The 13,360-nt window shown below is 75.7% G+C and carries 12 protein-coding genes; 9 read left to right on the forward strand and 3 right to left on the reverse strand.

The genetic code is table 11. The features are described from left to right. The first annotated feature begins 25 nt into the window (after nt 1–25). A complete protein-coding gene (locus tag ACGFI1_RS37230; RefSeq protein WP_392792268.1) occupies nt 26–1,264 on the forward strand; it encodes an MFS transporter in 1,239 nt (412 codons plus the stop codon). Here ACGFI1_RS37230 and ACGFI1_RS37235 read toward each other — a convergent pair. From ACGFI1_RS37235 to ACGFI1_RS37245, 3 genes are read right to left on the reverse strand one after another with little or no spacing between them, the layout of a single operon-like run. Continuing rightward, nucleotides 1,153–1,992, reverse strand: coding sequence for a hypothetical protein (locus ACGFI1_RS37235; protein ID WP_392792270.1), 840 nt, complete (start codon nt 1,990–1,992; stop codon nt 1,153–1,155). The genes ACGFI1_RS37230 and ACGFI1_RS37235 overlap by 112 nt on opposite strands. After that, complete coding sequence (locus ACGFI1_RS37240) at nt 1,974–2,747, reverse strand: sulfotransferase family protein (RefSeq protein ID WP_138636532.1); 774 nt, start codon at nt 2,745–2,747, stop codon at nt 1,974–1,976. Before ACGFI1_RS37240 ends, ACGFI1_RS37235 begins: the two co-directional genes overlap by 19 nt. After that, nucleotides 2,747–3,601 (reverse strand): inositol monophosphatase family protein, encoded by an 855-nt coding sequence (locus tag ACGFI1_RS37245; protein WP_392792272.1) that lies wholly within the window; start codon nt 3,599–3,601, stop codon nt 2,747–2,749. Before ACGFI1_RS37245 ends, ACGFI1_RS37240 begins: the two co-directional genes overlap by 1 nt. 273 nt (nt 3,602–3,874) lie before the next feature. On the opposite strand from ACGFI1_RS37245, the gene ACGFI1_RS37250 reads away from it, so the two are divergent. From ACGFI1_RS37250 to ACGFI1_RS37285, 8 genes are read left to right on the forward strand one after another with little or no spacing between them, the layout of a single operon-like run. After that, nucleotides 3,875–5,620: a fatty acyl-AMP ligase gene (locus tag ACGFI1_RS37250; protein ID WP_392792274.1), complete on the forward strand. Its 1,746-nt coding sequence runs from the start codon at nt 3,875–3,877 to the stop codon at nt 5,618–5,620. Beyond that, a complete protein-coding gene (locus ACGFI1_RS37255; protein WP_392792276.1) occupies nt 5,617–7,329 on the forward strand; it encodes an acyl-CoA dehydrogenase family protein in 1,713 nt (570 codons plus the stop codon). The genes ACGFI1_RS37250 and ACGFI1_RS37255 overlap by 4 nt, the downstream gene beginning before the upstream one ends. Further along, nucleotides 7,326–9,044 (forward strand): acyl-CoA dehydrogenase family protein, encoded by a 1,719-nt coding sequence (locus tag ACGFI1_RS37260; RefSeq protein WP_387068045.1) that lies wholly within the window; start codon nt 7,326–7,328, stop codon nt 9,042–9,044. Before ACGFI1_RS37255 ends, ACGFI1_RS37260 begins: the two co-directional genes overlap by 4 nt. Nucleotides 9,045–9,094: 50 nt before the next feature. Further along, nucleotides 9,095–9,382, forward strand: a complete 288-nt coding sequence (locus tag ACGFI1_RS37265) for an acyl carrier protein (protein WP_364553231.1) — start codon at nt 9,095–9,097, stop codon at nt 9,380–9,382. Then, on the forward strand, nt 9,379–10,302 hold the full coding sequence (locus tag ACGFI1_RS37270; protein ID WP_392792279.1) for a ketoacyl-ACP synthase III family protein: 924 nt from the start codon (nt 9,379–9,381) through the stop codon (nt 10,300–10,302). The genes ACGFI1_RS37265 and ACGFI1_RS37270 overlap by 4 nt, the downstream gene beginning before the upstream one ends. A gap of 9 nt (nt 10,303–10,311) precedes the next feature. Further along, nucleotides 10,312–11,718 (forward strand): preATP grasp domain-containing protein, encoded by a 1,407-nt coding sequence (locus ACGFI1_RS37275; protein ID WP_392792281.1) that lies wholly within the window; start codon nt 10,312–10,314, stop codon nt 11,716–11,718. Then, on the forward strand, nt 11,699–12,997 hold the full coding sequence (locus ACGFI1_RS37280; RefSeq protein WP_392741625.1) for a type III PLP-dependent enzyme: 1,299 nt from the start codon (nt 11,699–11,701) through the stop codon (nt 12,995–12,997). The genes ACGFI1_RS37275 and ACGFI1_RS37280 overlap by 20 nt, the downstream gene beginning before the upstream one ends. 43 nt (nt 12,998–13,040) lie before the next feature. Next, complete coding sequence (locus ACGFI1_RS37285) at nt 13,041–13,358, forward strand: acyl carrier protein (protein ID WP_205719236.1); 318 nt, start codon at nt 13,041–13,043, stop codon at nt 13,356–13,358. The last annotated feature ends 2 nt before the right edge of the window (nt 13,359–13,360 follow it).

The following is a 13,360-nucleotide window of genomic DNA, read 5'->3' on the forward strand; positions in this document are numbered from 1 at the left end:
CGAATTAGTGTAAAAGGGGGAAGTGATGCGCGCAGCGATCATCCCCTCTCCCGTGCCGGCGGCGGTGGTCCGGCGGGCGCGGTACGCGATCTCGACCGTCTACGCCGCCGAGGCCCTCGCCTTCTCCACCGTCATGGCCCGCGTCCCGCAGGTCCAGCACGAGAACGGGCTGAGCGACCAGGGCATCGGCGTACTGGTGGCGCTGGTCCCGGTGCTGGCGGTCGCCGGCGGCCTCGGGGCGGCGAGGCTGTGCGGCCGCACGGGGTCCGGGCTCGTCCTGCGCTGCGCCCAGCCGCTGTTCTTCGCCGCGGTCGTCCTGCTCGGCGCGGTCCGGGGAGCCGCGCCGCTCACCGCCGCGGTCGCGCTGTTCGGGACCTCGCTCGGCATGATCGAAGCGGCGCTGAACGCGCAGGCCGTGGCGATCGAGAGGCACGAGGGCCGGTCCCTGGTCAACGGCTTCTTCGCGGTGTTCAGCGGGATGAGCATCGCCGGTTCGCTCTGGGGCGCGCTGGCCAACCGCCTCGGCCTCTCCCTGGCCGCGGGATTCCTCGTCCCGGCGCTGGTGGGACTGGCGGTCGCGGCGGCGACGGCCGGGGCGATCCTGTCCAGGGCCCGGGAGAACCCGCTCGGACCCGCGGCGGAGCGGGCCCGCGCCCGCGCGGCGGCGCTCGGGGTGCCGTGGCGCCCGCTGCTGGTCCTCGGCGCCCTGCTCGCCGCCGCGTACGTGGCCGAGGGAGGGATCGCGGGGTTCGCCGTCAAGTACGTCCGGGACGAGCTGGGCGGCGCGGACGCGGTCGCGCCGCTGGCCCTGACCGCGTTCGCCGCCGCGACCGTCACCGGGCGGGCGCTGGCCGACCGCGTGGTGCGCCGCCGGGGCGCGGCGTGGCTCGTCCGGCGCGGCGCCCTCGTGGCCGCGCTGGGCCTGGCGGCCGCGGCCGCGGCGCCGGGCCCGTGGCCGGCCATCGCCGGTTTCGCGGCCGCGGGGTTCGGCCTGTGCGCGGTCGCCCCGTGCGCGTACGCGGCGGCGGCCCGCCACGACCCGGTCGGGCAGGGCGTCGCCGTCGCGCGGGTCGGGGTCTTCAACTACGCCGGAGCCGTGGCCGGGACCGGGCTGGCCGCCGCCGTGGCGCCGGTGAGCGGCTACTGGGTGTGCTACCTGGCCTCGGCCGCGTTCGTCCTGGTGCTCGTCCCGCTCGCCGGGCGGTTCGAGCCCGCCGCCGCGGTCCCCGCCGCGGCGAGGCCCGCGGCCTCGGAGAGCGCCTGACCGAACTCGGCGGTGGCCGCGTAGGGCCGCGGTGCGCGCAGGCGGGGGTCGCAGTCGAGGAAGACGTCCCGCACGGCCTCGCCGTAGCGGCCCGCGAGCCCGTCGCCGCCCGCGAGCGCGTCCGCCGCGTCCACCAGGTTGAGCCAGGGCGCGGCGATGGGACGGCCCCGCCGCCGCGGCCCGCCGGGGAGGTCCGGCCGGTCGCGCAGGGCGAGCGGTGAGCCGACCGTGACGAGCGCGCGGCCGGGCTCACCGGCCACGGCGTCGAACGCCGGGACGGAGCCGAGCGAGAACCCGACGACCACCCGGACGTCCGGCGTGAGCGCCGCGCGGACCAGGCGCACCGCCCGTTCGCCGCCCTCGTCCGCGAGCAGGTACCCGGTCATCGTCCGCACCGTGTCCAGGAGTTCCTCCGGCGGCAGGCCGGCGAAGTAGCGGGACCGGCCGAGGGCGGTCAGCGGCGGCCCCTCGGCCGCGTCGTCGAACACCGCCGACCGCAGCCAGCTCCGCAGGACCGCCTCCTCCCAGGGCGTCGGGGACGGCGGGCCCGCCGGCGCGCCGAGCCCGTCGAGGCCGACGACGCCGACGGCGCCGGGGTCGTCGAGGAGGCCGGCCGGCGCTCCGGCGAGGACGAGGGCGTCCTGCATCGAGGTGCGCCACTCCAGCCGGAGGGACTCCGCGGACCGGCGGGGGCCGCCGGTCCCATGGATCACCAGGACGGACGGCATCGCGGCTCCCCGGAGTCGGCGGCGGACAGGCTGTATCCGTAGGCGTTGAACCCCTCCTCCAGCCCCGCGATCTCGCCTTCGAGACCGCCGGCCGATAGGAGGCCCCGCCACTGGTCGAAGTAGCGCCGGTTCCCCTCCGGGTCGACGCGCCCGGTGTCGAAGCCCGGGCCGACGCCCGTGAACGCCGCGACCTCCGCCATGGTCTCCTCCGGGCGGGAGGTGAGGTCCTCGTAGCGGACCGTCATGACCTCCCGCAGGAACGTCGCGTCCTTGGACGCGATGTCGTAGGCGTGCAGCCAGTGCTCCAGGACGTCCCGGACCGTGAGCGCCGGAGCCCACTTGCGGGTGCTCAGGCCGACCGGCACGGGGTGCCGCATCACCAGGATGAACTTCGCGCCCGGGAAGACCTCCTGCAGGAAGCGGAAGCGCAGGAGGTTGGGCGGCGACTTCTCCAGCAGGACGGGGCGCGTCAGGTCCCAGTAGCGCTCCCACTGCCGGCGCAGGCGGCGGGCCGGGCCCGGCAGCGCCAGCGGCGAGCTCTCGGTCATGTGCGCCTCCGCCGCGCGGGCGAAGCGCCCGGGCCCTCCGTGGTGCTCGTCGATGGGGCAGACGGTCTGCAGGTGCTGGCCCTCGTCCTCCGGGGCCCCGGTGCGGTGGAACCCGCTGATCTCGGGGTGGCCGGTCATGATGGACGCCAGCAGCGTGGTCCCGCTGCGGTGCAGCCCTCCGATGAACACCATCGTGTGGTCGCGCATCAGCCGTCCGTCCCTTCTCCCGCGCCGAGGGCCGCCGCCACCCTGCGTCCGAGGGCGGCGGAGCCGGGCGCCCACGCCGTGATGCCGCCGGGCCGGTCGGCGCGCGGCTCCGGCGCGGCGGCGAACCCGCCTCCGGCGGCGGCGACCAGGGCGGTGCCGGCGGCGGTGTCCCAGACGAACGCGTCGGCGACCGCCGCCACGTCCGCGCGGCCGCAGGCGACGTACGCCAGGGCCAGCGCGCAGGAGCCGATGCGCCGCACGTCGGCGGCCTCCACCAGCGACGCGAACAGCTCCAGCTCCCCGGGATCGGGCGGGACGCCCGGCCGGGGGACGTCGGTGAGCACCAGCGGCACGTCTGCCGGCCCGCGCACCGGGGGCGGCGGGCCGCCGTTCAACCGCAGGCCGCCGGGAACCGCGGTGAACAACTCCCCGTGGACGGGGTCGTAGACGCATCCGCCCGCCGTGCCGTCGGCCAGCCGGACCCCGATGGACACGCAGAACAGCGGGACGCCCCGGACGAAGTTGTTCGTGCCGTCGATCGGATCCACGATCCAGCGGACCTCCGGCGCCCCGGGAGCGCGGGAGCCGCCGTCCCCGCCGCCGTCTCTGCCGCCGTCGCCGCCGCCTCGTCCGGTCTCCTCGCCGACGACGACGGAGCCCGGGCACGCGGCGGTCAGCATGGACCGGACGGCGGACTCGGTCTCGGCGTCGGCGCGCGTCACCAGGTCATGGGCATGGACGCCCGGCTTGCGGTCCGCGTCGGCGCCCGCCCGGAACCGGCCGGCGAGCGGTTCCCCCGCCGCGACCGCGGCCCGCGCCGCGACGTCCACCAGCTCGGCGATGCCGGGCCTCATGCTCCGCCCTCATGACTCGCAGCCCTCATGGCTCCGCACGCTAGACCGCGCACCGCCCGCCGCGGGACTGCCCGTTCGGGCAGGACATCGGCCCATGCCCCTTCGTGCGAGCACCGTCGGGGCAGCTCAGCGCCGGGCCGCCGCCGTCCGCGTGCCTGTTCGGGCATGCCGATCGTGCAGATCCATGGCGCGCTCGTTTGTGGCTTCCTCGGCGCGCCGCCGCCGGGCCACGCTCGTCACTCGAACGTTTCGCCCGATGGAGGCTGGCAGCGGATGCACGAGCACACGAGCTTCGTCGACCTCATGAGCGCGAGAGTGCACGAGCACGGGGACCGGGTCGCGCTGGTCCACAGCGCGGACCCGCTCCGCTCCGGGTCCGAGGAGACCCTCACCTACGCGGAACTGGACACCGGCGCCCGGCGCGCGGCGGCGCTGCTGCAGGACCGGTTCGCCGCCGGCGAGCGGGTGCTGGTGCTGCAACCGACCGGGCCGGGGTTCGCGCGCGCCTTCCTGGCCTGCATGTACGCGGGCATGATCCCGGTGTCGGCGCCGCCGCCCGACGGGTACCGCCGGCAGGCGCGGCGGCTGGCCGCCATCGCGCGGGACGCGCGGGTCGCCGCGGTCCTGGCCGACGGCACCGACCGCGACCTGGTCTCCTCATGGGCCAAGGAGCAGGACCTGGAGGGGCTCGACCTGCTCAGCCCCGACTCCGAGGAACTGCCCGGGGCGGACGCGTGGCGCAGGCCGCCCGCCGACCCCCGGGCGCCTGCCCTGCTGCAGTACACCTCGGGCTCGACCGACGCCCCGAAGGGCGTCGTGGTCGACCACGCCAACCTGCTCGTCAACGCCCGGAACTTCGCGCGGCTCACCGGCGTCGACCCCGACCGGCCCGTCGGCGGCTGGCTGCCCATGTACCACGACTTCGGGCTGATCGGGACGCTGCTCACCCCCCTCGTGATCGGCACCCGGAGCGTGCTCATGCCGCCGCTGGCCTTCCTCAAGCGCCCCGCGTCCTGGCTGGCGCTGATCGACCGGCACGGCGTCGACACCTCGCCCGCCCCGAACTTCGCCTACGACATGTGCGTCGACCGGGTCACCGACGAGGAGCTCGCCGGGCTCGACCTCTCGCGGTGGCGGCTGGCGGTGAACGGCGCCGAGCCGATCCGGGCCGCGACCGTCCGCCGGTTCACCGAGCGGTTCGCGGCGGCCGGGCTGCGCCCCTCGGCCATGCTGCCCGGGTACGGGATGGCGGAGGCCACGCTCGTCGTCTCGGGCAACGCCTACCGGTCGCCCGTGGTCAGCCCGGTGGACCCCGCCGCGCTCGAGCGCGGCGAGTTCGTCCCGGCCGCCGGCGACCCCGCCGCGCAGCCGCTGGTCGGCTGCGGCAGGCCGGGACCGGTGGAGGCGCGGATCTGCGACCCGGAGTCCGGCGAGGTCCTCCCGGACGGGCGGGTGGGCGAGATCTGGGTCCGCGGCCGCAACGTCGCCCGCGGCTACTGGGAGCGGCCCGCGGAGACGGCGGAGGTGTTCGGCGCCGTCGCCGCGGACGGCGAGGGCGGCTTCCTGCGCACCGGCGACCTCGGCGTCCTGTACGAGGGCGAGCTCTACGTCACCGGCCGATGCAAGGAGCTGATCATCGTCCGCGGCCGCAACCTGTACCCGCAGGACCTGGAGGCCGCCACCCGCGACGCGCATCCGGCGCTGACGCGCGGCGTGGCCGCGGCCTTCTCGGTGCCGGCGCCGGACGAGCAGGTCGTGATCGTCCGGGAGTGCCGGGCCCGCGGCGTCGACCCCGCCGGCCTCGCGGAGATCGTCGCCGCGATCCGGGACCGCGTCGCGGCGGACTTCGGCGTGCCCGCGCGGGGCGTCGTGCTCGTCCGGCCGGGCGGGATCGCGCGGACCACGAGCGGCAAGATCCAGCGCCGGCTGATGCGCGAGGACTTCCTGAAGGGGCGGCTCGACGCCGTCCACGCGGACCTGTCCCCGGCGGTGCGCGCGGTCGTCGAGGGGGCCCGGTGACGGCGCCCGGCCTCCTCATCGACGCCGGCGAGGTGGACCTGGACGGGTTCGAACGCGCGCTGGGCGACCCCGCCGACCCCGGCGCGCTGATCTCCTACGCCGGGTCCGCGGAGCTGGACCGGCGCGAGGAGTTCCCCGCGCGGATCTGCGGCGACCTCGACCGGCTCGGCCTGCCGCGGCTGTACGTCCCGGCGGAGCACGGCGGTGCGCTGACCCGCTACGACGACCTGCTCGCGGCGGTGCGGTCGGTGGCGCGGCGCGACCTGTCCGTGGCGATCGGCCACGCCAAGTCGTTCCTCGGCGGCGCGTCCGTGTGGGTCGCCGGCACCCCGGAGCAGGCGCGGGCGCTCGGCGCGGACATCATGGCCGGCGTCCCGGTGTCCTGGGGGCTGACCGAGCGCGGCCACGGCAGCGACCTGCTCGCGGGCGAGATGACCGCGGCGCGGGAGGGCGCCGGCTACCGCGTCCGCGGCGAGAAATGGCTGATCAACAACGCCACCCGCGGCTCGGTGCTCTGCCTGCTCGTCCGCACGTCCGCCGCGGGCGGGGAGCGCGGGTTCAGCCTGCTGCTCGCGGACAAGCGGCGGCTGCCCGCCGACCGCTACCGGCACCTGCCCAAGGTGCGCACGCTCGGCATCCGCGGCGCCGACATCAGCGGGTTCGCCCTCGACGACTGCCCGGTCCCCGCGGACGCCCTGGTCGGTGCGGAGGGCGGCGGGCTGGAGACGGTCCTCAAGGCGCTGCAGCTGACCCGGACGGTCTGCGCCGCCCTGTCGCTCGGCGCGGCGGACCAGGCGCTGCGGCTGGCGACCGGCTTCGCCGCCCGGCGCGACCTGTACGGGCACCGGCTCATCGAGCTGCCGCACGTGCGGCGCACGCTCGGCGAGTGCTACGCGGCCCTGTTCACCGCCGAGGCCGTCAGCGTCCTCGGGACCCGGCTCGTGCACACGCTGCCCGAGGAGATGGCCGTGGTCTCCGCCGCGGTGAAGTCGTTCGTCCCGGCCCGCGTCGACGCGCTGCTCGCGGCCTGCGGCGAGATCCTGGGCGCCCGCGCCTTCCTGACCGGGGTCCACGAGCACGGCGCGTTCCAGAAGCTCGAACGCGACCACCGGGTGGTCGGCATCTTCGACGGCAGCACCCTGGTCAACCAGCACGCCCTGATCAACCACTTCCCGCTGCTGGCCGCCGGCCACCGCCGGGGCGGGGCCCACGAGGACGAGCTGCGCCGGGCCGCCGACCTGTCGTCGGCGCCGCCCGCCGCCGCGCTCGACCGGCTCACGCTGCTCTCCCGCGGCGGGTGCAGCCTCACCCGCGGCCTGCGCGCCACGACCGTCGAGCTGCACGCCATGGCGGCACGGGGCGAGGCCCCGGTACGGCTGGCCGAACTCGCCGACGAGCTCACCAACCGCTGCGACCGCCTGCACGGCGCGCTGGCGCTCGTGCGGCCCGCCGCGCGCGACGTCCCGCCCGAGCACTTCGCCCTGGCCCGGCGGTACGAGCTGTGCCTGGCCGGCGCGGCCGTCCTGCGCCTGTGGACGCACAACCGGGCGCGCGGCGACGATCCGCTGTGGCCGGAGGCGTGCCTGGCGCTCGTGCTGCGGTCGCTGCGCCCCCTCGGCCGGCCGGCCGAGGAAGAGGTGTTCGACCGGCTTCTCGACGCCGTCGCGGCCGGCCGCCCGGTCGGCCCGCGGCTGGGGGGAGCCCGATGACCGGAACCGCCGCGCACCCCGGCCCGGCCGACCTGGACCGGCGCCTCGGCGACCCGTGGGACCCGGCCAACCCCCTCGGCCACGCCGCCGTCCTCGCCGCGGACGAGGCGGGGGAGATGTTCGCCGACGGGGAGCGGGCCCTGGACGAGTACGGACTGAACGCCGAGTTCGTGCCCGCGGAGCTCGGCGGGCGGCTGACCCGCCTGGACCGCCTGATCGAGGTGATGCGGGCGGTCTTCCGCCGCGACCCGTGCCTCGGCCTCGGGTACGGCGCGAGCAGCTTCATCGCCGGAGTGAACGTCTGGACGGCCGGGGACCCCGCCCAGCGTCGCCGCGCGGCCGACCTGCTGCTGTCCGGCCGCCGGGTCGCGTCGGTGTACCACGAGCTCGCCCACGGCAACGACTTCGCCCGCGCCGAGTTCTCCGCGCTGCCCGGACCGGACGGGCGGCTGCGGCTCAACGGGCGCAAGGAGGTCGTCACCAACGCGCGGCGCGCGGCGGCCATGGTGCTGTTCGCCCGCACGTCCGCCGACCCCGGCAGCCGCAGCCACTCCCAGCTGCTGGTCGAGAAGGCGGACCTGCCGCCGGGGGCCCTGACCGATCTGCCGCGCTTCCACAGCGCGGGGATGCGGGGCGTGCAGCTCGGCGGCCTGGAGTTCCACGACTGCCCGGTCCCCGCCGACGCCGTGCTGGGCCGGCCCGGCCTCGGCATGGAGACGGCGCTGCGGTCCTTCCAGCTCACCCGCACCGCGCTGCCCGCGATGGCGGCGGGCGTCCTGGAGGGCGGTCTCGACGCCGCCGCGCGGTTCGCGGCCGAACGCGTCCTGTACGGCCGCCCCGCCGCCGCGATGCCGCACATCAGCGGGATCATCGGCGACGCGTTCACCGACCTGCTCGTCTGCGACTGCATGGCGACGGCGGTGGCGCGCTCGGTGCACCTGCTGCCCGGGGAGGCCAGCCTGTACGCCTCCTCGGCCAAGTACTTCGTGGCCACGCTCCTGATGGACGCGATGAACCGGCTCGGGCAGGTCCTGGGGGCGCAGTCCTATCTCCGGGACGGCGCGTACGGCATCTTCCAGAAGCTGCTGCGCGACCTCGCGCCCGCCGGGTTCGGGCACGCCGCCCGCGTCGCCTGCCTGGGCACGGTCCTGCCGCAGCTCCCCCGGCTGGCGCGCAGGGCCTGGCCCGGCGAGGCCGAGGCGCCCGCGGAGCTGTTCCGCCTGGACGGGCCGCTGCCGCCGCTCCCGTTCGACCGGTTGTCGATCGGCTCGGGCGGGCGCGACACGTTCAGCACCTCGCTGGCGACCGCCCTCGACGACCCCGGCCTGGACCCCGCGCTGCGCTGCCTCGCGCTGGTCTTCGCCGCGGAGTTCGACGACCTGCGCAACGACTGCGCGGCGCTCGCGCCCCGCGACCTCACCGTGGCGGCCCGCCCCGAGGCCCTGCAGCTCGCGGCGCGGTACGCCGCCGTCCTCGCGGCCATCGCCTGCCTGAACGTCTGGATCCACAACCGGGACGGCGACGACCCGTTCCTCCGCGACCCCGCGTGGGCCGTGGCCGCGCTGCGGCGCATCGCCGAGCGGATCGGCCGCGACCCCGGCCCGGCGCCCGAGCACCAGGCGGGCCGGCTGTCGGCGGAGGTCTTCGCCCGGCAGCGCGACCGGCGCACGTTCGGCCTGGCGAACCGGCCGCTGCCCGGGCACGGGCCGCCGTGACGGCGCCGCCCGCGCGGCGCCCCCCATCCACCGACGCCAAGGAGAGAGTGATGAACAGTCCCGGCCCGACGTCACCGGTCACCGGCCTGCGCGACTGGCTGCGGGAACGGGTGGCCCACTACGCCGAGCGCGACCCCGGCTCCATCGACCCGGCGGCCCGGCTGACCGCCTACGGCCTCGACTCGGTCTACGCGCTGATCCTCTGCGGCGACCTCGAGGACCACACCGGCATCGTCCTGGAGCCGACGGTCGTGTGGGACCACCCGACGATCGACGGGCTCGCCGCGCACATCGAGGGGCTGGCGGCGCGGATCGGCTCGCCCGGAGACGCCCGATGACCTCGCTGGAGGCGGTGGCCGCCTACCTGCCGGCGCACCGGGTGCCCATCGAGCGGGTCGGCGAGGAGCTCGGCCTGGCCCCCGCGGAGATCAAGGTCTTCCGGCGGTTCTTCGGCCTCGCCGAGATCTGCCGCGAGCCGGACGGCACGGTGACCGACCTGCTGATGGCCACGGTCGACAAGCTCGACGCGCTGCGCGGCAGGGAGCAGCACGTCCGCTACGTCGTCCAGGCGCGGACCATGCCGGTCGTCGCCCCCTATCCGGTGAACCCGGTGCACGACGTGCGGGACGCGCTCGGGCTGGAGCACGCGACGGCGTTCGCGCTGACCCACCACGCCTGCGCGTCCGGGCTGCTCGCCGTCGACCTGTGCGGCAAGCTGCTGGCCGCCGACGGCGACCCCGACGCGCTGGCCCTGGTCCTCACCGGCGAGAAGACCTACACCGAGGCGGCCAGGACGGTGCCGGGGACCGCGATCAACGGCGAGGGCGGCGCCGCCGTGCTCGTCGGGACCCGCGACGAGCGGGACGTGGTGCTCGGGTACGCGGCGCGGACGCACGGCCGCTTCAACGCGGTGGCCGACGAGCTGACCGCCGAGTTCCAGCAGGTCTACACCGAGGCCCTCGCCGAGGTGATGCTGGCCGCGCTGGACACCGCCGGGCTCGGCCTGGACGACGTCGCGTGGGTGTTCCCGCACAACGTGAACCGGATCTCCTGGGAGCGCGTGGCCAGGCGGCTCGGGTTTCCCCTCGACCGGATCTTCCTCGACAACGTCCCCGTCACCGGCCACTGCTTCTGCGCCGACCCCTTCATCAACTACCGGACGGCGCGCGACCTCGGCCGGCTGGCCCCGGGGGACCGGTACCTGCTCGCCACGGTCGGGCTCGGCGCGACGTTCTCGGCGATGGTCCTGGAGCACTGAGGGGTGAACATGCGCAAGGTTTCGCGGAGCTTCGGCGACCGGCTGAAGGCGGCCGTCGCCGGCGACGCCCGCACCGGGCTGGTGTTCCTCGGCAACTTCGAGGTCGAGGACCAGTGGGCCCGCGGCGAGGCGGGGCTGCCGAGGCTCCCGTTCGGGAGCGGCGGCGCCGTCGTCAACCGCATGGACGAGTTCGCCGTGCTGCTCGCGGGCAAGGGCGACCACGTCGTGCTGAAGGCCGCGCCCGACCCCGACCACCTGGCCTACCTGGAGGAACTCGGGTTCGGTCTGCCGGACCTGCTCGTGGCCGCCGAACAGGACCCGCGGCGCGTCGTCACCGAGGACGCCCTGGCGGACCCGCGGCTGCTCGGCGAACTCGGCCGCCTCGCCGAGCGGGGCGCGGTCCTGTTCCCGCACGGCGTGTCCGAGCTGGAGGAGCGGCTGTCCGCACGGGCCGGCGTCCCGCTGGCCGCGCCGTCCGCGGCGGTCTGCAAAGCGGTCAACAGCAAGATCTACAGCCGCCGGCTCGCGGATCAGCTCGGGCTGCGCCAGGCGCGCGGCTGGACCTGCGAGACCCTGGCCGAGCTGGCGGCGGCGCTCACCGCCGCCCGCGCCGTGCTGCGGTCCGGCCGCGCCGTCGTCGTCAAGGACGCCTTCGGCGTCTCCGGCAAGGGCATCGAGGTGGTCGGCGACGAGCGCCGCCTCGACCGGCTCCACCGCATGATGGCGCGCCGCGGCGAGCGGTCCGGCGACGACCGGGTCGCGGTCGTCGTCGAGGAGTGGGTCGCCAAGGCCGCCGACCTCAACTACCAGTTCACCGTGGCGAGGAGCGGCGGCGTCCACTTCGACTTCGTCAAGGAGGCCCTCACGGAGAACGGGGTGCACAAGGGCCACCGGATCCCGGCGGGGCTCGCGCCGCCCCAGGCCGCCGAACTGGAGGACGTCTCCCGGCGGCTGGGCGAGTGCCTCGCGGGCGACGGCTACCACGGGGTCGTGGGGGTGGACGCGATGGTCGATCCCGACGGCGGCCTGTATCCCGTCGTGGAGATCAACGCGCGCAACAACATGTCGACCTACCTGGCGTCGGTCCAGGAGGCGTTCATCGGCGCGGGGAGGACGGCGCTGGTCCGCCACTACCCGGTCCGCCTCGGCCGCCGGCTCCCGTTCGGCGAGGTGCGGGCCGCGCTGGCGGACACGCTGTTCGACCCGTCCGCCGGGACCGGGCTGCTCGTCAACAACTACGCGACGGTCAACGCTGCCGCCCCCGCCGAGGCGGCCCCCGGCTCGACGTTCGAGGGACGGCTGTACGGGGTGGTGGTCGCGGACTCGGCCGCCCGCACGGCCGTGCTGGACACCGAGATCGGTCACCGGCTCGCCGCGCTCTCGGAGAGGACTCAAGATGGCAACCGAATCCAGTGAATTCCAGGTCCACGGCATCCCGGTCTCGGAGCTGGCGGAACGGTACGGCACCCCGTTCTTCGTCTACGACGGCGACGTGCTGCGGGACCGCTACCGCGGGCTGCGGGACCGGCTGTCCCCGGCCATGGAGATCTTCTACTCGCTCAAGGCCAACCCGAACGTCTCGATCTGCGCGCTGCTCCGCTCGCTCGGCGCGCGGGCGGAGGTGTCCTCGCTGACCGAGCTGAGGACGGCGCTGCGGGCGGGCGTGGACCCGGCGGACATCATCTTCCTCGGGCCCGGCAAGAGCCGCGCCGAGCTGGAGGCGTGCCTCGACGAGGGCGTCCACGCCATCGTGTGCGAGTCCCTCCCGGAGCTGGCGCTGGTGGACGGGCTGGCCCGCGCCCGCGGCGCGGTCGCGCCGGTCGCGCTGCGCGTCAACCCGAGCTTCGCGGTCAAGCGGTCCGGGCTCGCCATGGGGGGCAAGCCCCGCCAGTTCGGCATCGACGAGGAGCAGGTCTTCGCCGAGGAGGGGCTGGCGGCGCGCCATCCCTCGGTCCGCCTGATGGGCGTGCACGTCTACATGGGCACGCGCATCCTCAGCGAGGACGTGGTGGTGGAGAACACCGCGCGGATCCTCGACCTGGCGGAGCGCCTGTCCCGGCGGCACGGGTTCCCGCTGCGCATGGTCGACGTCGGCGGCGGCCTCGGCGTCGGCTACTTCGACGGGGAGCCGGACCTGGACGCGGCGGCGCTGACCGCCCGGCTCAACCCGGTGATCGACGCGTTCGCCGCCCGGCATCCGGAGACCAGGCTGGTCATGGAGCTGGGGCGGTACCTGACCGCCGAGGCCGGCACCTACGTGGCGGGGGTCCGCTACGTCAAGGAGTCGATGGGGGAGCGCTTCGCGGTGGCGGACGGCGGCACCCACCACCACATGGCGGCGGTGGGGATCGGGTCGTTCGTCAAGCGCAACTTCCCGATGGCCCTGCTCAACCGGCTCGACGAGCCCGCGACGGAGGAGTGGACCGTCACCGGCCCGCTCTGCACGCCGAACGACACGCTGGGCCGGAAGGTGCCGCTGCCGTCCGTCCGCCCGGGGGACCTGATCGGCGTCCACCGGTCCGGGGCGTACGGCCCGACGGCGTCGCCGGTGCACTTCCTCAGCCACGGCTACCCCGCGGAGGTGCTCGTCCACGAGGGCCGGGACCTCCTCATCCGAGAACGCGACCTGCCGGAGGACCTCCTGGCGCGGCAGCGGCTGCACGAGCCGTCGGCGCTGCCCGAGGCGTCCCGGTGAGCGTCGCCCGCCGAACGCGCACGACAAGAGAGGTGGAAGCACCGTGACCGAGAACACGACCCTGGACACCGGCGTGACGGAGCCGGGCGGCGGGGACGCGCCCCGCGGCCGGGTGGTCGCCACGATCGTCGACTCGCTCGCCGAGGCGATGGAGATCGACGCCGCCGTCATCGGCGAGGACAGCAGGCTCTTCGACGAGCTCGGGCTCGACTCCACGACCGTGCTGGGGCTGCTCATGACGATCGAGGAGGAGATCGGCATCGAGTTCGACACCGGCACCCTGGAGCAGCACCACTTCGAGACGGTCGGCACGCTCGCCGCCTATGTCGAGGAGCAGGCCGCGGAACAGGCCGGGGAGTAGGC

Source organism: Actinomadura geliboluensis (genome assembly GCF_043197915.1).
In the GTDB taxonomy this organism is placed as follows: Bacteria; Actinomycetota; Actinomycetes; order Streptosporangiales; family Streptosporangiaceae; genus Spirillospora; species Spirillospora geliboluensis.

Coding starts and splice junctions, on each gene's coding strand:
- ACGFI1_RS37230 (WP_392792268.1), top strand. CDS start 26: ATGCGCGCAGCGATCATCCCCTCTCCCGTGCCGGCGGCGGTGGTCCGG.
- ACGFI1_RS37235 (WP_392792270.1), bottom strand. CDS start 1,992: ATGCCGTCCGTCCTGGTGATCCATGGGACCGGCGGCCCCCGCCGGTCC.
- ACGFI1_RS37240 (WP_138636532.1), bottom strand. CDS start 2,747: ATGCGCGACCACACGATGGTGTTCATCGGAGGGCTGCACCGCAGCGGG.
- ACGFI1_RS37245 (WP_392792272.1), bottom strand. CDS start 3,601: ATGAGGCCCGGCATCGCCGAGCTGGTGGACGTCGCGGCGCGGGCCGCG.
- ACGFI1_RS37250 (WP_392792274.1), top strand. CDS start 3,875: ATGCACGAGCACACGAGCTTCGTCGACCTCATGAGCGCGAGAGTGCAC.
- ACGFI1_RS37260 (WP_387068045.1), top strand. CDS start 7,326: ATGACCGGAACCGCCGCGCACCCCGGCCCGGCCGACCTGGACCGGCGC.
- ACGFI1_RS37265 (WP_364553231.1), top strand. CDS start 9,095: ATGAACAGTCCCGGCCCGACGTCACCGGTCACCGGCCTGCGCGACTGG.
- ACGFI1_RS37270 (WP_392792279.1), top strand. CDS start 9,379: ATGACCTCGCTGGAGGCGGTGGCCGCCTACCTGCCGGCGCACCGGGTG.
- ACGFI1_RS37275 (WP_392792281.1), top strand. CDS start 10,312: ATGCGCAAGGTTTCGCGGAGCTTCGGCGACCGGCTGAAGGCGGCCGTC.
- ACGFI1_RS37280 (WP_392741625.1), top strand. CDS start 11,699: ATGGCAACCGAATCCAGTGAATTCCAGGTCCACGGCATCCCGGTCTCG.